Raw genomic sequence first — 19,127 nt, forward strand, 5'->3', positions numbered from 1 at the left:
ATGATCCTCTTTCCGGCGATCGACCTCAAGGACGGCCAGTGCGTCCGCCTCAAGCTCGGCGACATGGCGACGGCAACGGTATACAACACCGACCCCGGCGCGCAGGCGAAGTCCTTTCAGGACCAGGGCTTCGAGTGGCTGCATGTGGTCGACCTGAATGGCGCCTTCGAAGGCGCGAGCGTCAACGGCGCAGCCGTCGAGGCGATCCTGAAAGCGACCACCAACCCCGTCCAGCTCGGCGGCGGCATCCGTACGCTCGCCCACATCGAAAGCTGGCTCGACAAGGGTCTCGCCCGCGTCATCCTGGGGACGGTCGCGGTGCGCGACCCCGATCTGGTGAAGGAGGCCTGCCGGCTCTTCCCCGGCAAGGTGGCCGTCGGGATCGACGCCAAGGGCGGCAAGGTGGCGGTCGAAGGCTGGGCGGAGGCCTCGACCCTCGGCGTCATCGAACTGGCGAAGAAGTTCGAAGGTGCCGGCGTCGCGGCAATCATCTTTACCGATATCGATCGCGACGGCGTGCTCGCCGGCATAAACTGGGATTCGACCATCGACCTGGCGGATGCGGTTTCCATTCCCGTCATCGCCTCGGGCGGACTCGCGTCGATCGCCGACATCGTTCGCATGACCATGCCGGACGCAAGCAAGCTTGAAGGCGCGATCTCGGGCCGCGCCCTTTACGACGGGCGCATCGATCCCGCCGAGGCGCTGGCGATCCTGCGCGGCGATTATCAGCCGCCCGAGGGCGTGCTAGATTGACGCCATGAACATCCAGTCGAGACTGCCGACCACACCGGACGAATTCCTGCGCTGGAACGAAGGGCGCGAGGGGAGCTGGGATTTTGTCGATGGAAGGATCGTCGAAATGATGGTCAGAGTGTCGAAAGCGCACGCCATCATTTCCGGCAACCTTCAGTTTCTCCTGCGGTCGGCCCTGGCCTCCCCGCCTCACGTGGTCAGCAGCGCCGATTTCGGCGTCAGGACGTCGACCAGCGTCAGATATCCGGACGTGATGGTCGACGGGGCGATGGGAAATCCATCGGACCTTGCTGCCGCCATGCCGCTGTTGATCGCCGAAGTGTTGTCTCCGTCGACGGAACCGATCGATTTCGGCCCGAAAGCCGACGAATACCGGACCATCGACAGCCTTCGCTACTACCTCGTCCTTTCCCAAGAAGTCCGACGCGCCTGGCTGTGGGCTCGCGGGACGGACGATCGTTGGTCCGACCCGAAGCTCATCGAAGCAGACGAATCGGTTGATCTGCCGGACCTCGTTATTTCGTTCAACATCGACGAACTCTATTCCGGTCTTCCCTCATGACCCTCAAATCCCGCGTCATCCCCTGCCTCGACGTCAAGGACGGTCGGGTCGTCAAGGGCGTCAACTTCGTCGACCTGATCGATGCCGGCGATCCGGTCGAGGCCGCCCGCGCCTATGACGCGGCCGGTGCCGACGAGCTCTGCTTTCTCGACATCACCGCCTCGTCGGACAACCGCGAAACCATCTTCGACGTGGTGGCCCGTACGGCCGAGCAGTGCTTCATGCCGCTGACCGTGGGCGGAGGAGTGCGCACGGTGGCGGACATCCGCAGGCTGCTGCTGGCCGGCGCCGACAAGGTGTCGATCAACACGGCGGCGGTGAAGAACCCCGACTTCGTCGCCGAGGCGGCCGACAAGTTCGGCAACCAGTGCATCGTCGTGGCGATCGATGCCAAGAAGGTGTCGCAGCAAGGCGAGACGGACCGCTGGGAGATCTTCACCCATGGCGGCCGCACGCCGACCGGCATCGACGCGATCGACTTCGCCCGGCTGGTGGTCGACAAGGGAGCGGGAGAGATCCTGCTGACGTCGATGGACCGCGACGGCACCAAGGCTGGCTACGACCTGCCCGTCACCCGCGCCATCGCCGACGCGGTGCGTGTCCCGGTGATCGCATCGGGCGGCGTCGGCACGCTGGATCACCTGGTCGAAGGCATCCGCGACGGCCACGCGACCGCGGTGCTGGCGGCCTCGATCTTCCACTTCGGCACCTTCACGATCGCCGAGGCCAAGGCGCACATGGCGGCGGCGGGGCTCGCGATGCGACTCGACTCCGGCGTGCATCCGCACTAGACGCCGCTCATGAGCGATTTCACCCTCGACGACCTCCAGCGGATCGTGGCCGAGCGCGCCCGGTCCGGCGATCCGGATTCCTGGACGGCGAAGCTCTTCGCCTCCGGCATGGACCGTGCCGCCAAGAAACTGGGCGAGGAGGCGGTCGAAACGGTCATTGCCGCCGTGCGAAAGGATGAGTCCGAACTCGTATCCGAAAGTGCGGATCTTCTGTATCACTGGCTGGTGGTGCTCGCGCTTGCAGACATCCCGCTGTCGCGGGTGATGGCCGAGCTGGAGCGACGGACCGCGCAGTCGGGCGTTGCGGAAAAGGCGTCCCGCGCGGGACGCTGACGGAAACGGATGGTGTCTTCCGGGACGAATACGGCGATGGACCAGCTTGCACCCGAAGTGAAGTATTCGCCCTACCGGGTCTTTTCGGCGGAGCGATGGGCGGAGTTCCGCGCCGACACCCCGCTCACGCTCGCCGAGGACGAGGTCCAGCGGCTGAGTTCGCTCAACGACCCGATCGACCTCGACGAGGTGCGGCGCATCTACCTGTCGCTGTCGCGGCTGCTCTCGGCCCATGTCGAAGCCACGCAACTCCTGTTTCGCCAGCGCCAGGCCTTCTTCAACGCTTCGGAGACGAAGAAGACCCCCTTCATCATCGGCATTGCCGGATCGGTGGCGGTGGGCAAGTCGGCCACGGCCCGCATCCTGAAGGAACTGCTGGCGCGCTGGCCGTCGAGCCCCAAGGTCGATCTCGTGACGACCGACGGGTTCCTCTATCCCAACGAGGTGCTGCGTCGCGAGAACCTTATGGAGCGCAAGGGCTTTCCCGACAGCTACGACGTCGGCGCCCTGCTGCGCTTCCTGTCGGCCATCAAGTCGGGCGAGCCAAACGTGCCGGCACCGCTCTATTCGCACTTCACTTATGACGTGCTGCCCGGCCAGTACACGGCCATCGACCGGCCGGACATCCTGATCTTCGAGGGCATCAATGTCCTGCAGACGCGGGACCTGCCGAAGGATGGTCGCGCGGTCCCCGTGGTGTCCGACTTCTTCGATTTCTCGATCTACATCGACGCCGACGAGACCCTGATCCACAAGTGGTACATCAACCGCTTCATGCGGCTGCGGGAAACGGCCTTCCGCAATCCGGACTCCTTCTTCCACCGCTATTCGACCCTCTCGGAGGATTCGGCACGCGCCATCGCCGAGGGGCTGTGGACCAACATCAACCTGAAGAACCTGCGCGAGAACATCCTGCCGACCCGCCCGCGCGCCGACCTGATCCTGCGCAAGGGCACGAACCACCGCGTCGAGGAAGTGGCGCTGCGCCGGCTCTGAGGGGCTCCTCCGGGGGGGTGTCTTCGCAAGGCATGCGCCGACGCCCTCCGGCCGCGGGTTCGCGGGGAGGGTCGCTGAGGCAAGTCGGGAGTGGGGCTCGCGGCGGCCGCGATGGCAATCGCTACGACGTATCGGATGCGCGCGGCGTCATCGCCCGACAACCGGATGCGGATCCGGGCACGCCTGATTGCTGCAAGGAACTGGCCTGGCGGGCGATGTCGCAGGTGGCAAAGCGCGCCCGGCGCCTCGCCAGCGCCAGATAGGCCCGCAGCATCCGCGCCAGCATCCGGAAGTCGGCGGCGAGCCGCGCGGCGCGATCACCGGAGCGCGAGGTCGCGAGCAGGGCAGGCGCGCCGGCCGGCAGGCCGATGAGATAGTTCCGCGCAACCGACTCGGCGTGCGCCAGGCCGGCGAGCACGGGGAGCGCGATGGCGAGCGGCCGGCTGGCGGCGCGGTCGGCGAGACCGGCGAAAAGGACGAGCAGCGCCAGGATGTCTTCCAGCACCTCCTCCCTCCAGCTCATGGTCCTCGTCCTCCGTTGGTCTCGGGCACAGTATCTGACCGACGTCGGGGGGTGTGGATAGATTTTCGGCAAGCGGTTGATTTGGATAAGGTCGGACGTCGTATCGCCGACCCGAACAGCCGAGAGAAATGCGGGGACAGTTTACTTAATTCGGGTGATCCCGCAGCGCCGACCGACAGGCTGAGATCCCGAATTAAGTAAACTGTCCCCGTATTTCCCGCATCTCCGGCCGCGTCACCCGGCGCAGCGTCAGGTTGATGCGGCCGCCGCTCTTCAGCAGCGCCGACGTCGAGGGATAGATCCGGTCGACGCCGTGGAAGGCGAGGCGACCTTCGCCGCCGAGGACGACGACGTCGCCGCTTTCGAGACGGATCGATGTGGTGCGTCCGCCGCGGGTCGTCTCGCCGACCCGGAACAGGCAGGAATCGCCGAGCGAGATCGAGACCACGGGCGCGGTCAGGTCCTGCTCGTCGCGGTCCTGGTGCAGGCCCATCTTCGCATCGTCGGTGTAGAAATTGACGAGGCAGGCTTCCGGCGGGGTCGGATGGCCGGAGACCGCGTTCCAGAGGTCGATCAGCCGCGGCGGGATCGCCGGCCAGGGTGCGCCGGTGACGGGATGCGTGGCCTGGTAGCGATAGCCGCGGTCGCGATCGGTGACCCAGCCGAGCACGCCGCAATTGGTCATGCGCACGCTCATCGGCTTGCCGGTGCGCGGCATCTCGGGCCGGTAGAGCGGGGCGGCCGCGACCACCGCGCGGATCTCCTCGACCAGCGCGCGCTGCGCCTCGACGTCGAGATGGCCGGGAATGTGCTTCACGCCGCGCGGCAGGACGATCATGGGTGTACTTCCGGCCTTCCTCAGTCTTGGTCAAGCCAGTGCTGGGGATCCCGCATGCCATGGACGATTGCGATGACATCGAGGCCGTCCCGCGAAGGCTCATAGATCACGATGTATCGGCCCGCGACCAGAAGTCGAGCTTCGGAGCCGAGTTCGGGCCGGGCCACGCCCATGGAAGGTTGCGTGGCTGCGAGTTCCAACTCTTCGATGATGCGGAGTATCAGACGGTCTGCCGCCGTCACGCTGTCCATGGCGATGGTGCGCCAGATATCCCCAAGGTCCCGTTCTGCCCTTGGAGAATAGCGGATGCTACCCACGATTGAGGAACTGCGCCTTGAGATCACCAAGGAAGCCGTCGGGGTCGATCTCGCGGGGCGTGCCGCTCTGCTTGCCTTCGATGTAGGCCTGCTTCAACCGGGCCAGGTCGTCCGCGCGTCCGCGTTCCCGCAACTCCCAGAGCTGCAGGGCATCCTGGACCACGTCGTCGTCCGAAGCATATGCGCCGGATTCTACAGCGTTGCGCACGCGCTCATCCTGTTCGGGCGAGAGCGAAATCGTGACCATCCGGCTCGTACGAGGCTTTGACATGATCCGACAATAGCATGTCGGACGGCCCTGGACAAAGAGGGCCGCCCGTGGAGGATGGCGTCGAACCGGTCGGCCGGGCCTATTTGTCGACGCCGCCCCAGATCGCCTCGGCGGTCTTCACCACCAGCTCGAGCTTGCGCTTCTGGTCGTCGGCGGTGATCTTGTTGCCTTCCTCGGTCGAGGCGAAGCCGCATTGCGGGGCGATGCCGAGCTGGTCGAGATCGGCGTACTTCGATGCCGCGTCGAACTTGCGCTTCAGGTCCTCGATGGTTTCGAGGTCGCCCGTCTTCGTGGTGATGAAGCCCGGCAGGACGCGCTTGTTGCCCTTCGGCAGCAGACGCAGCGGCTCCAGCCCGCCGGCGCGCTCGCTGTCGTACTCCATGAAGTAGATGTCGACGCCCGTCTTGTTGAAGATCGCGTCGGCGGCCGGGTCGTAGGCGCCTTCGGCGGCATAGGTCGAGACGAAGTTGCCGCGGCACATGTGCATGCCGATGACCATGTCGGCCGGCCGGTCCTTGATCGCCTCGTGCATCATCCAGGCGTAGCGGTCGATCAGCCAGTCGGGATCCATGCCCTCGGCCTGCTTGGCCGCCCGGTGCTTGGGATCGCAGAGATAGGCGAAGAAGATGTCGTCCATCTGCAGGTAGCGGCAGCCGGCGTCGTAGAAGGCCTGCACCGCCTTGGCGTAGGTCGCGGCGAGGTCGGCAAACAGCGCCTCCGGATCGTCCTGGTATTCCTTCGGCCGGATGTCGGCCTTGGCGGTGCGGAAATGGCAGCAGCTCGGGCCGGGGATCGATATTTTCGGCGTCGCCTTCGTGTTGGCGGCGACGAACCGGAAATGCTCGATCATCGGATGGTCGGACGGAAAATCGAGCTTGCCTGTGATGGTGGGGAAGATCGGCCGCAGCTTGACGCCGTGGAACTGCACGCCCTCGTCGCGCTGCTCGAGGTCGAGGCCGGTGAGGTCGCCCATGAAGTCGTAGTGCCAGAAGGAGCGCCGGATCTCGCCATCGGTGATCGCGGGGATTCCGACGTCTTCCTGCAGCTTGATGACGTGGCGGATCGCCTCGTCCTCGACCGCCTTGAGTTCGGCGGCGTCGATGGACTTGTCGTCGAAGAACTTCCGGCGTGCTGCCTTGACCGAATCCGGCCTGAGGAGGCTGCCGACGTGATCGGCGCGGTAGGGCGGCTTGGGGGCTGTGGCTGACGACACGGTTCATCTCCCTTCAGGATTGATCTCGCGTGCGGCTTACGCCACTTGGCGCGCGGCTGTCGAGGCCCCGGATCGGGCGGCCGAAGCGTTCTTTACCATCGGGCGTATCGGTGATCACTTCCGCACAACCGCCCACTTTTCATCGAAAAGGTTTTACCTTATAACAAAGGGATACCAAAGGGAGGTGCTTCAATGAACATGCTGAAATGCTCCATCGCCGCGGCCCTCGCGCTCGGCGCCATGACGGTCTCCGGCTTCGCGCAGGACGTCTCGCTGCGCCTGCACCAGATGCTGCCGCCGCAGGCCACGATCCCGGCCAAGGCGCTCAAGCCCTGGGCCGAGAAGGTCATGAAGGAATCGGGCGGTCGCATCAAGATCGACCAGTTCGACGCCATGGCGCTGGGCGGCAAGCCGCCGGAGCTGTACGACCAGGCGAAGGACGGCGCGGTCGACATCATCTGGACCGTCATCGGCTACACGCCCGGCCGCTTCCCGACCACGGAAGCCTTCGAGCTTCCCTTCATGATGACGACGGGCGAGGCCACGTCGAAGGCGCTGCAGGAATATTGCGAGAAGCACTGCATGGACGAGTTCGCCGACGTGAAGGTGATCGCCTGGCACGCGCACGGCCCCGGCCTGATCCATTCGAAGAACCCCGTCAACAAGCTCGAGGACATGAACGGCCTCAAGATCCGCGGCGGTTCGCGCACCATCAACCTGATGCTCGAGAAGCTGGGTTCCACCCCGGTCGGCATGCCCGTTCCGGCCGTGTCGGAAGCACTGTCCAAGGGTGTGATCGACGCGACCACCATCCCGTGGGAGGTGACGCCGTCGCTCAAGGTTTCGGAACTGGTGAAGAACCACACCACCTTCTCCGGCAAGAACGGCCTCTACACCCAGACCTTCGTGGTGGCGATGAACAAGTCGGCCTATGACGCGCTGCCGGACGACCTGAAGAAGGTCATCGACGACAATTCGGGCATCGAGACCGCTGCCTTCTTCGGCCGCGTGATGGACGAGGGCGACGTCGCCGGCAAGTCGATCGCCGAGAAGCTCGGCAACAACATCATCGTGCTCGACGATGCCGAGACCCAGCGCTGGAAGGACACCGCCACGCCGCTGATCGAGGCCTGGGAAGCCGAGATGACGGGCAAGGGCAAGGACGGCAAGGCTCTCGTCGAGGAGGCCAAGGCGCTCGTGGAGAAGCATTCGACCGGCATGTGATCCGCCGTCGGACGCTGCGAACTTCGAACGGCCGCGGGCAACCGCGGCCGTTTCGCATTTCCGGCTCTTCAAGCCGGCGCTGCGGCGCGGTATCCTGCCGGGTGCGGCAGGAGGAGGCCCCACCATGTCCGAACTCGCGCATCTCGTGGCGACCATGTTCCGCAAGGCTGCGGGCCGAAGCCGCTTCATCGTCGCGATCGCCGGCCCGCCTGGAGCGGGCAAGTCGACGCTGGCCGAAAAGCTGCTGCCGCTCTTCCCGGAGGGAACTGCCGCCATCGTGCCGATGGACGGATTCCACTACGACAACGCCGTCCTCGACCGGCGCGGCCTGCTGCCGCGCAAGGGCGCACCGGAGACCTTCGATGTCGCCGGACTGACCGCGGCTCTGCAGCGCGTCCGTGCCGGCGACGAGGACGTCGCCGTGCCGCTGTTCGATCGCGCGGCCGATCTCGCGCGGGCAGGCGCGGCCATCGTGCCGCGCGACGTCCGCTTCGTGCTGGTGGAGGGCAACTACCTCCTGTCCGACGAGGCGCCATGGAACGGTCTCGCGCCGCTCTTCGACTTCGCGGTGTTCCTCGACGTCGCCGAACCCGAGCTGGAGCGTCGCCTTGTCGAGCGCTGGCGGCAGCACGGACATTCGCCCGAGGATGCGATCGCGCGCGCATTTTCCAACGATATCCCAAATGCGCGTCGCGTTCTGGCGCGCCGCCGCCCCGCCGATGTGGAATGGGGAGGGGACCTATAGGGCTCCGGGGTGCCCGGGGCCATCGTACCAGAGCTGCAAACAGGCGGGGAAAAACACATGAAACTGGGCTTCATCGGCCTCGGCAATGTCGGCGGAAAGCTTGCGGGCTCGCTGCTGCGCAACGGCTTCGACCTGACCGTGCGCGACCTCGACCGCAAGGCGGGCGAACGGTTCCTGGCTGCGGGTGCTGCGTGGGGCGACAGCCCGCGCGCGATGGCGCAGAGCTGCGACATGGTCATCACCTGCCTGCCGTCGCCGGCCGCCTCCGCGGCGGTGGTCGAGGGCGAGGACGGCATACTCGCCGGCCTGAGCGCGGGCAAGATCTGGTCGGAGATGTCGACGACGGACGCGGCCGAGATCACGCGGCTGGCGGCCAGGGTGGAGGCGCTCGGCGCCTTTGCGGTCGACTGCCCGGTCTCCGGCGGCGTGCATCGCGCCGCGACCGGCAACATCTCGATCTTCGCCGGCTGCGACCGTGCCGTCTTCGAGCGCGTGCTGCCAGTGCTGAGGGTGCTCGGCCGCCGCGTGCTGCACACCGGGCCGATCGGCACCGCCTCGACGCTGAAGGTGATGACCAACTATCTCGCCACAGCCAACCTGCTCACGCTCTGCGAGGCGCTGGTGACCATGAAGGCCGCCGGCATGGACCTCGCGACCACCTACGAGGCGATCAAGATCTCGTCGGGCACCTCCTTCGTGCACGAGACCGAGAGCCAGCTGATCCTGTCCGGCTCGCGCGACGTCGACTTCTCGATGGACCTCGTGATGAAGGACATCGGCCTGTTCCAGACCATCGCCGAACGCAGCGGCGTGCCGCTGGAAATCTCGCCGCTGATGATCGACATCTTCCGCGACGGCCAGCGCCGCTATGGCCAGCGCGCCAATTCCGACGACATCATCCGCCGGCTCGAGGAGGCGACCGGCCTGTCGATCCTGGCGCCGGGATTCCCGCAGGAACTGGTCGACGACGAGCCGGAAGAGCCGGGCTACGAGGTGGTGCCGCCCGGGCGGCAGGGGTGAGTTAGCCGGCTAACCGGCTCCTGCCGTCGGGCGTCGCCTCAAGCAGAGACGGCCGCGAACACCGCCTTGAGGTCGTAGCCGGCGGCTTCGACCGTCTCCAGCGTCGGGGGCGTGGCGAGCGCGAGCAGCTTGCGGGCCATCATGTGGTCGCCCGGCGCGTTGACGGTCTCGACGCCGATAAGCGCGCCGTGGCGGAAGCAGTGCACCGTCAGCTTCGCGCCGTCGTCGGAAGGCCGGGCGACCTGGTGGTCGGCGCCCGCCGTCAGCCCGGCGATCTGCAGCTTGAAGGCTGCCTGGTCGCTCCAGAACCACGGCACCTTGTCGTAGGGCTCCGGCCGGCCGAGCAGCCGCTGCACGACGCATTTGGCCTGGTCGATCGCGTTCTGCACCGATTCGAGCCGGATCAGCGTGCCGTCATGGCCGAACGGGAACGAGGCGCAATCGCCGATGGCCGAGATCTCGGCGGCCGAGGTCTCCATCAGGTCGTTCACCCGGATGCCATCCTGCACGTAGAGCCCCGCGGCCTCGGCGATCTCGACGTTCGGCACGATGCCGGCCGACACGAGCACGAGGTCGGCATCGACCGCACCGCCCTCGATCTCGACCGCCGCCGCCCGGCCGCGGCCGTTGTCCCTGATCCCACGGGCCATGGTGCCGAGACGGATATCGACCCCCGATGCGCGGTGCATGGCGAGGAAATGCGCCGAGATGGCCGGCGAGACGACGCGCGACATCAGCCGGTCGGTGGCTTCGAGCACGGTCACCTTTGCGCCGGCCGCGGCCGCGGTCGCTGCGATCTCCAGCCCGATGAAGCCACCGCCGATGACAACGAGCGACAGGCCGGGTGCGATGGCGGTGCGGATGCGTTCGGCGTCGGCGAGCGTTCGCAGCTGCATCACGCCCTCGAGCTCCATGCCGGCGATCGGCAGGCGCCGGTTGCGCGCGCCGAGGGCCAGCACGAGATGGTCGAAGCCGTGGACCTGGCCGTCGTCGAGCTCGACGGTCGCGTCCGCGCGATGGATCGCGGCCAGGCGGCGGCCGTCGAGATAGCGGATGGCGTTCTTTTCGAAGAAGTCGGCGTTGCGGAACAGAAGCCGGTCGGCATTGCCGGTCTTGATGTACTCCTTCGACAGCGGCGGCCGCTGGTAGGGCAGGCCCGGCTCGTCGCCGACGAGCAGGACCTCGCCGTCGAACCCGTCCTGGCGCAGGCTGGCGGCGACCTGGAAGCCGCCCTGGCCGGCTCCGGCGATGACGACGCGCTTCGGGGTCATGGACGGATCTCCCGGATGAAGTTGGGCCGGACACGGCTGGGCGCGCCGCCTGCATTCGACCCGGATCTTGCCATCGGCATCAGGCTCATTGATCGGTCCCCGTCCACACCGCCGGCTCCACCGGTTTCATGGGTCAGGGATTGGCGCTTTCGCGACCGCTGGTCAAGGCTGAGGCGTCGGTGGCCGAGCGGATCGGCACCGCTGGTCCGGCGACCAGGCGGAGGCCGCCCGGTCGTGCGCTCGTTTCAGCCGTCGCTGCCCCCTCTCCGTCGCCGCTCCGCGGCGCCACCTCTACCCCCGTTCCGGGTAGAGAGGACGGGCGCTCGTTCCGTCAGCCGAGCACCTCGGCGACGGCTTCCGCCGCCTTGCCCACCACCTCGTCGGCCTCGGCGCGGGTCAGGCAGAGGGGCGGGGCGAAGCCCAGGATGTCGCCTTGCGGCATGGCGCGGCCGATGACACCGCGCTTGAGCAACGCCGCCGCGACCGCGGGGCCGATCTTACGCGACGGGTCGAAGAAGCGGCGCGTCTCCCGGTCCTCGACGAACTCGACGGCGCAGAGCATGCCCTCGCCGCGCACGTCGCCGACATGGGCGTGGTCGCCGAGTGATGCCTTCATCTGCGCGTTGAGGTAGGCGCCGGTCTCGCCGGCGTTCTTCACCAGGCCGAGCGAATCGATCAGCTTCAGGTTGGCGACGCCGGCCGCAGCCCCGATCGGATGCGCCGAATAGGTCCAGCCATGGCCGATCGGGCCGTTCTCGTCGGTGCCGCGCTCGAGCACGTCCCAGACCTTCTCCGAGAAGATCGAGCCCGACAGCGGCGCGTAGGCCGAGGTCAGGCCCTTGGCGATGGTGATGATATCGGGTTCGATGCGGTAGTGGTCCGACCCGAACATCGTGCCGAGACGGCCGAAGCCGGTCACCACCTCGTCGGCGATGAGCAGGATGTCGTGCTTCTTCAGCACGGGCTGAATCGCCGCCCAATAGCCCGCCGGCGGCGGCACGATGCCGCCGGTGCCGAGGATCGGCTCGCCGATGAAGGCGGCGATGGTGTCGGCGCCCTCGCGCGCAATCAGCGCCTCGAGCTCGGCGACGCAATGGGCGATGAAATCGGCTTCGCTCATCGCGAGGTCGGCGCGGCGGAAATAGTCCGGCGCCACGGTGTGCAGCACCTGCGGCAGCGGCAGGTCGAACTTGTCGTGGAAGGGCTTCAGCCCGGTGAGCGAGCCGGTGACGAGACCCGAGCCGTGATAGCCGCGCCAGCGCGAGACGATCTTCTTTTTCTGCGGCCGGCCAAGGATGTTGTTGTAGTACCAGACCAGCTTGACGTTGGTCTCGTTGGCGTCGGAGCCGCCGAGGCCGAAATAGACCTTCGACATGTTCTTCGGCGCGCGCTCCAGCACCATCTTCGCCAGTGTAATGGAGGCCTCCGTGCCGTGGCCGACATAGGCGTGGTAGTAGGCGAGCTCCTTTGCCTGCGCCGCGATCGCCTCGGCGATCTCGGGCCGGCCGTAGCCGACATTGACGCAGTACAGCCCGGCGAAGGCGTCGAGCAGGCGGTTGCCGTCGCGGTCCTCGATGTGGACGCCCTTGCCGCCGGTGACGATGCGGTTGGGGCTCTCGCCGCGCGCATGCTGGGCCAGATGGGTCGAGGGGTGGAAGAAGTGCTGGCGGTCCCACTGGTCGAGCAGATCGTTCTTCAGCATGGCGGGTCTCCTGTCGTTGCGGCCTTGCGGGCCTTTCGTTCGAGGCGCTGTAGCCTCACGCCGCGTCGCGGCAGATGTACTTCACGTCGGTATAGGCTTCCATGCCGTGGCGCGACCCCTCGCGGCCGAGCCCGGCCTGCTTGACGCCGCCGAACGGCACCGGCGCGCCGGTGATCCTGGTGCGGTTCACCGCCACCATGCCGAATTCGAGCGCATGGCTCATCCGGGCGATGCGCGCCGGGTCCGACGTGTGCAGATAGGCGACGAGGCCGGTTTCGGTGGCGTTGGCCTTCGCCAGCACCTCGTGCTCGCGATCGAAAGGCGCGAAGGCGGCGACCGGACCGAAGGTCTCCTCGGTAAAGATCGCGGCGTCGTCGGGCACGTCGGCGAGCACCGTCGGCTCGAAGAACAGCGGCCCGGCCGCATGGCGCTTGCCGCCGCAGACGAGCCGTGCGCCGCGGGCCAGAGCGTCGGCGACATGCGCCTCCTGCTTGGCGACCGCGCGGTCGTTCATCAGCGGCCCGATGTCGGGATCGGTCAGGCCGGGACCGACGGTGAGCGCGGCGGTGCGCGCGGTGAAGGCCTCGACGAAGCGCGCGTAGAGCGGACGCTCGACATAGAAGCGGTTGGCGGCGAGGCAGTCCTGCCCGGAGGTGGCGAACTTGGCCGCGATCGCCCGGTCGACGGCGCGGTCGACGTCGCAGTCGGCGAAGGCGATGAAGGGGGCGTGGCCGCCGAGCTCCAGCACCAGCCGCTTGATGGTATGCGCGGACTGACCGTAGAGCAGGCGGCCGACCCCGGTCGAGCCGGTGAAGGACAGCGCCCGCACCTTGGGCGAGGCGGTCAGGGCGCCGACCACCTCCGGCGCATGGCCGGTGACGACGTTGAAGACGCCGACAGGCAGGCCGGCGCGTTCGGCGAGTTCCGCCAGCGCCAGCGCCGAGAACGGCGTCTCGGACGAGGGATGCGCGACGACGGTGCAGCCGGCGGCGAGTGCGGCGGCCGCCTTGCGCGTCAGCATGGCGGCGGGGAAGTTCCAGGGCGTGACGAGGCCGGCGACGCCGACAGGCTGGCGGATCACGCTCATCTCGGCGTCCGGCAGGTGCGAGGCGATGCCCTCGACCGTCAGCCGCTTCGCCTCCTCGGCGTAGAATTCGACGAAGGAGGCGGCGTAGTCGATCTCGCCCAGCGCCTCCGACAGCGGCTTGCCCTGCTCCCTGACCATCAGCCGGGCGAGGTCGTCGCGATGGGCGAGGATCAGTTCGAACCAGCGCCGCAGCAAAGCCGCGCGCGCCTGCGGCAGGCGTGCTGCCCAGGCCGGGAAGGCGGCGTGGGCTGTGGCGATGGCGGCATCGGTGTCCGCCGCGGTGAGCGCAGGCACCGCTCCGACGCGCGTGCCATGGGCGGGATCGACGACGTCGATGAAGGCGCGGCCCGTGCCGGCCGTCCAGGCGCCGCCGACATAGGCATATTCGCGAAACAGGCGCGGATCGACGAGATCGGTCAGCGCGGCTTTCTGCAGGAAGGCGAGGTTGGGCATGGCAGGCTCCCTTTGCATGGTGAGCCGCCAGTGTGGCGCCGCTCTGCCCGAAGGATCGTCGCTTCGGGCACCCGCCCGCCGACGATCCTTCGGAATCCCCTCCGCCCGGCCGATCATTCCTTCGGACGAGCGATCAGCTCGAGCGGCAGCGCCGCCGCCTGCTTCACCGGCTTGGTCACGACATAGGTGAAGTAGCGCGCGAGCCCCAGCCGGGCTTCCAGCAGGTGGTCGACGAGGCGCTGGTAGCTGTCGATGTCGCGGGTGACGATCTGCAGGATGTAGTCGAAGCCGCCGCCGACGGCGTAGCAGGCGACGATCTCGTCATGGCGCTCCATCGCGCGCTCGAAGAGCTGGAAATCCTCCGCCCGGTGCTGCTCGAGTTCGACCGCCATGAAGACGACGATGTGCGGCCCGAGCTTCTTCAGCGCCACCTCGGCATGGTAGCCGGTGATGATGCCGGCCTTCTCCAGCCGCTGCAGCCGCTCCCAGCAGGGTGCGGCCGACAGGTTCACCCGCCGAGCAAGGTCGGCCTTCGAGATGCGGCCTTCGGCGCGCAGGATGGCGAGGATCTTCAGGTCGCGGTCGTCGAGCTTCAGCATGGGGCCGCGCCCGCGCAACCGGACAAGCCCGCGCTCTGTCGCGCCCCCCACTGGCCTGCCGGCCATCTCCCCCACGAGGGGGGAGATCGGCTGTCACCGCCGCCGTGCCCGATTGTCAGGGTTTTCGCGAGGCCGCAGCGCGGAAGCTGCCGATCTCCCCCCTCGTGGGGGAGATGGCCGGCAGGCCAGTGGGGGGCGCGACAGAGCGCGGCGTTGGGCATGGCTCAGGTCGAAATCACCGACCCCGCACCCGCCGCCTGCGCGCGCTGCGCGGCGAAGGTGGCGATGGCGGTGTCCTGGGCGCCGGTCCCGGTGAGGTCGCAGATGGTGACCTGGTCGTCGCGCGTGCGGCCGGGCGAAGCGCCCGTGACGATCGCGCCGAGTTCGGGCGGGGTGCTCTTGCTCCAGAGGCCGGCGGCGAGCGCGCTGCGCAACTCGCCGAGCGCCTCGCACTGGCTGACGCGGTCGCAGACATAGAGGTCGGCGGCGGCGAGCGCCGCGGGGTCGATCTCGTTCTTGCCGGCCTGGTCGGAGCCAATGGCCGTGACGTGCAGGCCCGGATGCAGCCAGCCGGCTTTCAGCACCGGCACCTCGGCGGGTGTCGTGGTGACGACGAGCTGGCTCTGCGCCACCAGCTTCGCCGGATCGGCGACGGGTTCGGCGTCGATGCCGTGGCGGACGGCGATGTCGAGTGCGCAGGCGGCGGCCTTGTCGGCGTCGCGGCCCCAGACGAGCACCCGCCGGACCGGCCGCACCAAGAGCGCCGCCGCGACCTGCAGCCGCGCCTGCACGCCGGTGCCGATGACGCCGACCGTGTGGGTGTCGGCCGGGGCGAGATGCCGTGCCGCCACCGCGCCGGCGGCGGCAGTGCGCACGTCGGTCAGGTAGCCATTGTCGAGGAGCAGCGCCTGCACCAGGCCGGTCTTTGCCGAAAACAGGATCATCAGCCCGTTGAGGCTGGGCAGGCCGATCTTCGGATTGTCGAAGAAGCCGGGGCTGACCTTGATGGCGAAGCCGTCGAAGCCCGGCAGGTAGGCGGTCTTGACGTCGACCTCGCCATTGGCCTCCGGGATCGCCATCGACAGGATCGGCGGCATGACCACGCCGCCGCCCGCGAGCGCGGCGAAAGCCTTTTCCACCATGTCGACGGCCTCGAGGTCGAGCGCCACGATCTTGCGCAGGTCGGTTTCGGTCAGGATCGTCACGTCATGGGGCATAGGCGCGTCCCTCGAGCGTCAGGTCGCCGAGCGCCACGTCCTGGCCACCCATGATGCGGTGGAAGACCGCCATGTCGACGTTGCGGCCGGTGATGATGGTGGCGATCGGACCTTTGATGGCTGGAAGTTTGCCGGCTTGAAGAGCGGCGATGCCCACCACGCAGGCGCCCTCCGCCACCATGCGGTCCTCGTAGAACAGCGTCTGCAGCGCGCGGTAGATTTCCGCCTCGGTGACCAGCACCACGTCGTCGAGCAGGTCGCGGCAGAGCGGGAAGGAGAGGCGGTTGTCGAGGCCGATGCCGCCACCGAGCGAATCGGCGAGGCTCGCCACCTCCTCGACCTCGACGGGGCGACCGGCGCGGATCGAGGCGTCCATGGCCGCGCCGCGGTCCATCGAGACGCCGATGACGCGCGCCGACGGCTTGATCGTCTTGACCGCCAGCGCAACGCCGGCTGCGAGCCCGCCGCCCGACAGCGGCACCAGCACCATGTCGAGGTCGGGCCGGTCCTGCATCAGTTCGAGACCGATCGTGCCCTGGCCGGCGATGACGTGCGGGTCGTCGAAGGGCGAGATTTCCACGAACCCGTCCTCCGCGGCGATTCGCCGGCTCTCGGCATGCGCCTCGTCCTGGCTGCGGCCGACGATGCGCACCTCGGCGCCGATTGCGCGGATGCCGTCGACCTTGGCCTGCGGCACGAGGCTCGACATGCAGACGACCGCCCGCAGCCCGCGCGCCCGGGCGGCATAGGCGACGCCGCGGCCGTGATTGCCGGTGGAGCAGCAGGTGACGCCGGCGACGCTGGCCGGCAGGTTGAGGATGGCGTTGGCCGCGCCGCGCAGCTTGAAGGCGCCGATCGGCTGGGTGGTCTCCAGCTTGAGCAGGAAGTCCTGGCCGGCGAGCGCGGAGAGATGCGGCGACGGCACCAGCGGCGTGCGCACCGCCACGCCGCGGATGGTGCGGGCGGCAGCGAGGATGTCGGCGAGGACGAGGCTCAAGCGGCCTCCTTGACCGCGCTCAGGAACTGCTGCGTGCGCTCCTTCTGCGGATTGCCGAACAGCTCGTCGGGCGTGCCCTGCTCCTCGATGCGGCCGCCGAAGAAGAAGCAGATGCGGTCGGAAATGTCCTTGGCGAAGCCCATCTGGTGCGTGACCATCAGCATGGTGAGGTTGTGCCGGGCGACCAGCTGGCGGATGACGTTGGTGACCTCGCCGATCACCTCCGGGTCGAGCGCCGAGGTGACCTCGTCGAACAGCATGACCTTCGGCCGCATGGCGAGCGCACGCGCGATGGCGACGCGCTGCTGCTGGCCGCCGGACAGGCGGGAGGGATGCTGGTCGCGCTTGTCGGCCATGCCGACCATCTCGAGCAGTTCCTCGGCGCGCTCGCGGGCGTCCTTCTTCGGCATCCCGAGCACGTGGACCGGGCCCTCCATGCAGTTCTCCAGCGCGGTCATGTGCGGGAACAGGTTGAAATGCTGGAAGCACATGCCGATGTTGGACCGCATCTCGCGCAGGTGGCGGGCATTGGCGCGCACGAGCCGCCCGTTCTGCGGCATGTGGGTGAGCGGCTTGCCGTCGACATAGATGACGCCGTCATTGATCGTCTCCAGCGTCATCAGCATCCGGAGCACGGTGGTCTTGCCGGAGCCGGAGGGGCCGATGATCGTGACCATCTCGCCTTCGGCGACGTCGAGGTCGAGCGCGTCGAGCACGACGAGTTCGCCGTAGCGCTTGGAGACCTTCCTGAAGCTCACCATCGGCACGTCGGGTCCCTCGAGCGCGAGAGGGAAACCGGAGAGGTCTTCGTCTGTCATCAGCTCAATCCCAGTTTCCTGCGCACCCAGCGCTCGAAGACACGGATGCCTGCGGCAGTGGGCAGCGAGATGGCCAGAAAGATGAGCCCGACCAGCGTGTAGGGCTCGAGATAGCGGTAGGTTTCGGAACCGATCGCGGTTGCGGTGTGCATCAGCTCGGCGACGCCGATCACCGACAGCATCGGCGTGTCCTTGAAGATGCCGACCAGATAGTTGCCCATGCCGGCGAGCGAGGGCGGCAGCGCCTGCGGGATGACGACGCGGAAATAGGTCCGCCTGGTCGAGAGGTTGAGCGAGGTCGCCGCCTCCCACTGGCCCTTCGGCACGCTGTCCAGGCCGCCGCGATAGACCTCCGACAGGTAGGACGCGTAGTGCAGGCCGATCGCGATCATGCCCGCCGTCCAGGGCGAGAGGCGCAGCCCGAACTGCGGGCCGACATAGAAGACGAAGAAGATCTGCAGCACCAGCGGCGTCGACCGGATGAACTCGACCGCCTCGCGCACGACGAAGGTCAGCGCGCGGTAGGGCGTGCGTTGGGCGAGCGCGAAGACGAGGCCGAGCACGACGGCGATGCCATAGCCCAGCACGGCGGCGAGCAGCGTGTTGCCCGTCGCCATGATCAGGCGGGGCAGGATCTCGAAGGTGAAGTCCCAGCGCCAGTCGAACACGGCTCAGGCCCTCCCGACCATGCGCTGCATGAACCGCTCCAGCCAGCGCATGAAGGGCGTGATCATGAAGCGGGCGATGACGTAGTAGATGATCAGCGCGGTGCCGAAGGTCTGCGCCGACAGGAAGGTCGTGCCGTTGATCTGCTTGACCTGGAACATCAGGTCGGCGACCGCGATCAGCGCGACCAGGGCGGTGCCCTTCAGGAGCTCGATCAAGAGGTTGCCCCAGGAGGGCAGCATGATCAGCAGCGCCTGCGGCAGGATCACCCGTCGCATGCGTCTGGCCGGCGACATGTTGAGCGCCAGTGCGGCCTCCCACTGGCCCCTGGGTACCGACAGGATCGCGCCGCGCACGAGTTCGGCGCCATAGGCGCCGAGGTTCATGCCGACGGCGACGAAGCCGGCGGTGAACTTTTCCAGCGTGATGCCAAACAGCGGCAGGACGAAGAAGATCCAGTAGAGCTGGACGAGAAGCGAAGTGCCGCGGAATATCTCGATGTAGACGGTGGCTGTGCCGCTGACGAGGCCGTTCTTCGACATCCGCATGAGGCCGGCAGCGAGCGCGATCGCGACGGCGAGCACCGTGGCCAGCACGGTGAGCAGCATGGTGACCAGCGTGCCGCTGAGGATCCGGTCGCCATATTGGCCGAGGAACTCGAAATAGGACATGCGGCTCCGCCTTTCCCCTCAAGGCGCCGCAGCAGGGATGGCTCGCATCCCCGGCGG

General features: G+C 67.7%; 22 protein-coding genes. 8 read left to right on the forward strand and 14 right to left on the reverse strand.

Annotated elements, in window-relative coordinates:
- The 5 genes from hisA to coaA are packed head-to-tail and all read left to right on the forward strand — an operon-like array spanning nt 1 to nt 3,438.
- Nucleotides 1–756 (forward strand): 1-(5-phosphoribosyl)-5-[(5-phosphoribosylamino)methylideneamino]imidazole-4-carboxamide isomerase, encoded by a 756-nt coding sequence (gene hisA, locus N1F91_RS02450; RefSeq protein ID WP_289989984.1) that lies wholly within the window; start codon nt 1–3, stop codon nt 754–756.
- A gap of 4 nt (nt 757–760) precedes the next feature.
- Complete coding sequence (locus tag N1F91_RS02455) at nt 761–1,318, forward strand: Uma2 family endonuclease (protein WP_289989986.1); 558 nt, start codon at nt 761–763, stop codon at nt 1,316–1,318.
- A complete protein-coding gene (gene hisF, locus N1F91_RS02460) occupies nt 1,315–2,109 on the forward strand; it encodes an imidazole glycerol phosphate synthase subunit HisF (protein ID WP_289989988.1) in 795 nt (264 codons plus the stop codon). The genes N1F91_RS02455 and hisF overlap by 4 nt, the downstream gene beginning before the upstream one ends.
- 9 nt (nt 2,110–2,118) lie before the next feature.
- Nucleotides 2,119–2,442, forward strand: a complete 324-nt coding sequence (locus tag N1F91_RS02465; protein WP_289989990.1) for a phosphoribosyl-ATP diphosphatase — start codon at nt 2,119–2,121, stop codon at nt 2,440–2,442.
- A gap of 36 nt (nt 2,443–2,478) precedes the next feature.
- Nucleotides 2,479–3,438, forward strand: coding sequence for a type I pantothenate kinase (coaA, locus tag N1F91_RS02470; protein ID WP_289989992.1), 960 nt, complete (start codon nt 2,479–2,481; stop codon nt 3,436–3,438).
- A gap of 121 nt (nt 3,439–3,559) precedes the next feature.
- On the opposite strand, the gene N1F91_RS02475 is transcribed toward coaA, so the two are convergent.
- From N1F91_RS02475 to N1F91_RS02495, 5 genes are all read right to left on the reverse strand, one after another.
- Nucleotides 3,560–3,961: a hypothetical protein gene (locus N1F91_RS02475; protein ID WP_289989993.1), complete on the reverse strand. Its 402-nt coding sequence runs from the start codon at nt 3,959–3,961 to the stop codon at nt 3,560–3,562.
- A gap of 193 nt (nt 3,962–4,154) precedes the next feature.
- Nucleotides 4,155–4,799: an alpha-ketoglutarate-dependent dioxygenase AlkB gene (locus tag N1F91_RS02480; protein WP_289989995.1), complete on the reverse strand. Its 645-nt coding sequence runs from the start codon at nt 4,797–4,799 to the stop codon at nt 4,155–4,157.
- Nucleotides 4,800–4,819: 20 nt separating this feature from the next.
- Nucleotides 4,820–5,143: a type II toxin-antitoxin system RelE/ParE family toxin gene (locus N1F91_RS02485; protein WP_354670519.1), complete on the reverse strand. Its 324-nt coding sequence runs from the start codon at nt 5,141–5,143 to the stop codon at nt 4,820–4,822.
- A complete protein-coding gene (locus tag N1F91_RS02490) occupies nt 5,109–5,363 on the reverse strand; it encodes a type II toxin-antitoxin system ParD family antitoxin (protein ID WP_289989999.1) in 255 nt (84 codons plus the stop codon). The genes N1F91_RS02485 and N1F91_RS02490 overlap by 35 nt, the downstream gene beginning before the upstream one ends.
- A gap of 103 nt (nt 5,364–5,466) precedes the next feature.
- Nucleotides 5,467–6,600, reverse strand: a complete 1,134-nt coding sequence (locus tag N1F91_RS02495; RefSeq protein WP_289990001.1) for a 5-methyltetrahydropteroyltriglutamate--homocysteine S-methyltransferase — start codon at nt 6,598–6,600, stop codon at nt 5,467–5,469.
- A gap of 192 nt (nt 6,601–6,792) precedes the next feature.
- Here N1F91_RS02495 and N1F91_RS02500 point away from each other — a divergent pair, with 192 nt between their 5' ends.
- From N1F91_RS02500 to N1F91_RS02510, 3 genes are all read left to right on the forward strand, one after another.
- Nucleotides 6,793–7,824, forward strand: coding sequence for a TRAP transporter substrate-binding protein (locus N1F91_RS02500; RefSeq protein WP_354670514.1), 1,032 nt, complete (start codon nt 6,793–6,795; stop codon nt 7,822–7,824).
- A gap of 124 nt (nt 7,825–7,948) precedes the next feature.
- Nucleotides 7,949–8,569: a nucleoside triphosphate hydrolase gene (locus N1F91_RS02505; protein ID WP_289990003.1), complete on the forward strand. Its 621-nt coding sequence runs from the start codon at nt 7,949–7,951 to the stop codon at nt 8,567–8,569.
- Between the two features lie 57 nt (nt 8,570–8,626).
- Nucleotides 8,627–9,589: an NAD(P)-dependent oxidoreductase gene (locus N1F91_RS02510; RefSeq protein WP_289990004.1), complete on the forward strand. Its 963-nt coding sequence runs from the start codon at nt 8,627–8,629 to the stop codon at nt 9,587–9,589.
- 38 nt (nt 9,590–9,627) lie between these two features.
- On the opposite strand, the gene N1F91_RS02515 is transcribed toward N1F91_RS02510, so the two are convergent.
- The 9 genes from N1F91_RS02515 to ehuC all read right to left on the reverse strand — a co-directional run bounded on the left by N1F91_RS02515 (nt 9,628) and on the right by ehuC (nt 19,070).
- A complete protein-coding gene (locus tag N1F91_RS02515) occupies nt 9,628–10,860 on the reverse strand; it encodes an FAD-dependent oxidoreductase (RefSeq protein ID WP_289990006.1) in 1,233 nt (410 codons plus the stop codon).
- A gap of 331 nt (nt 10,861–11,191) precedes the next feature.
- A complete protein-coding gene (locus tag N1F91_RS02520; RefSeq protein ID WP_289990007.1) occupies nt 11,192–12,562 on the reverse strand; it encodes an aspartate aminotransferase family protein in 1,371 nt (456 codons plus the stop codon).
- 55 nt (nt 12,563–12,617) lie between these two features.
- Nucleotides 12,618–14,102 carry an NAD-dependent succinate-semialdehyde dehydrogenase gene (locus tag N1F91_RS02525; RefSeq protein WP_289990009.1) on the reverse strand — a complete coding sequence of 495 codons (1,485 nt, stop codon included), beginning with the start codon at nt 14,100–14,102 and terminating at the stop codon, nt 12,618–12,620.
- 113 nt (nt 14,103–14,215) lie between these two features.
- Nucleotides 14,216–14,701, reverse strand: coding sequence for an Lrp/AsnC family transcriptional regulator (locus tag N1F91_RS02530; RefSeq protein WP_289990011.1), 486 nt, complete (start codon nt 14,699–14,701; stop codon nt 14,216–14,218).
- Nucleotides 14,702–14,925: 224 nt separating this feature from the next.
- Nucleotides 14,926–15,918 carry a cyclodeaminase gene (locus N1F91_RS02535; protein WP_289990013.1) on the reverse strand — a complete coding sequence of 331 codons (993 nt, stop codon included), beginning with the start codon at nt 15,916–15,918 and terminating at the stop codon, nt 14,926–14,928.
- Nucleotides 15,908–16,915, reverse strand: a complete 1,008-nt coding sequence (eutB, locus tag N1F91_RS02540; RefSeq protein WP_289990015.1) for a hydroxyectoine utilization dehydratase EutB — start codon at nt 16,913–16,915, stop codon at nt 15,908–15,910. Before eutB ends, N1F91_RS02535 begins: the two co-directional genes overlap by 11 nt.
- Complete coding sequence (gene ehuA / locus N1F91_RS02545; protein ID WP_289990017.1) at nt 16,912–17,733, reverse strand: ectoine/hydroxyectoine ABC transporter ATP-binding protein EhuA; 822 nt, start codon at nt 17,731–17,733, stop codon at nt 16,912–16,914. The genes eutB and ehuA overlap by 4 nt, the downstream gene beginning before the upstream one ends.
- Nucleotides 17,733–18,401, reverse strand: a complete 669-nt coding sequence (gene ehuD / locus N1F91_RS02550) for an ectoine/hydroxyectoine ABC transporter permease subunit EhuD (RefSeq protein WP_289990020.1) — start codon at nt 18,399–18,401, stop codon at nt 17,733–17,735. The genes ehuA and ehuD overlap by 1 nt, the downstream gene beginning before the upstream one ends.
- Nucleotides 18,402–18,404: 3 nt before the next feature.
- Nucleotides 18,405–19,070, reverse strand: a complete 666-nt coding sequence (gene ehuC, locus N1F91_RS02555) for an ectoine/hydroxyectoine ABC transporter permease subunit EhuC (protein ID WP_289990022.1) — start codon at nt 19,068–19,070, stop codon at nt 18,405–18,407.
- Nucleotides 19,071–19,127: the final 57 nt, after the last annotated feature.

It is taken from the genome of Aquibium sp. ELW1220, from assembly GCF_030398385.1.
Lineage (GTDB): Bacteria > Pseudomonadota > Alphaproteobacteria > Rhizobiales > Rhizobiaceae > Aquibium.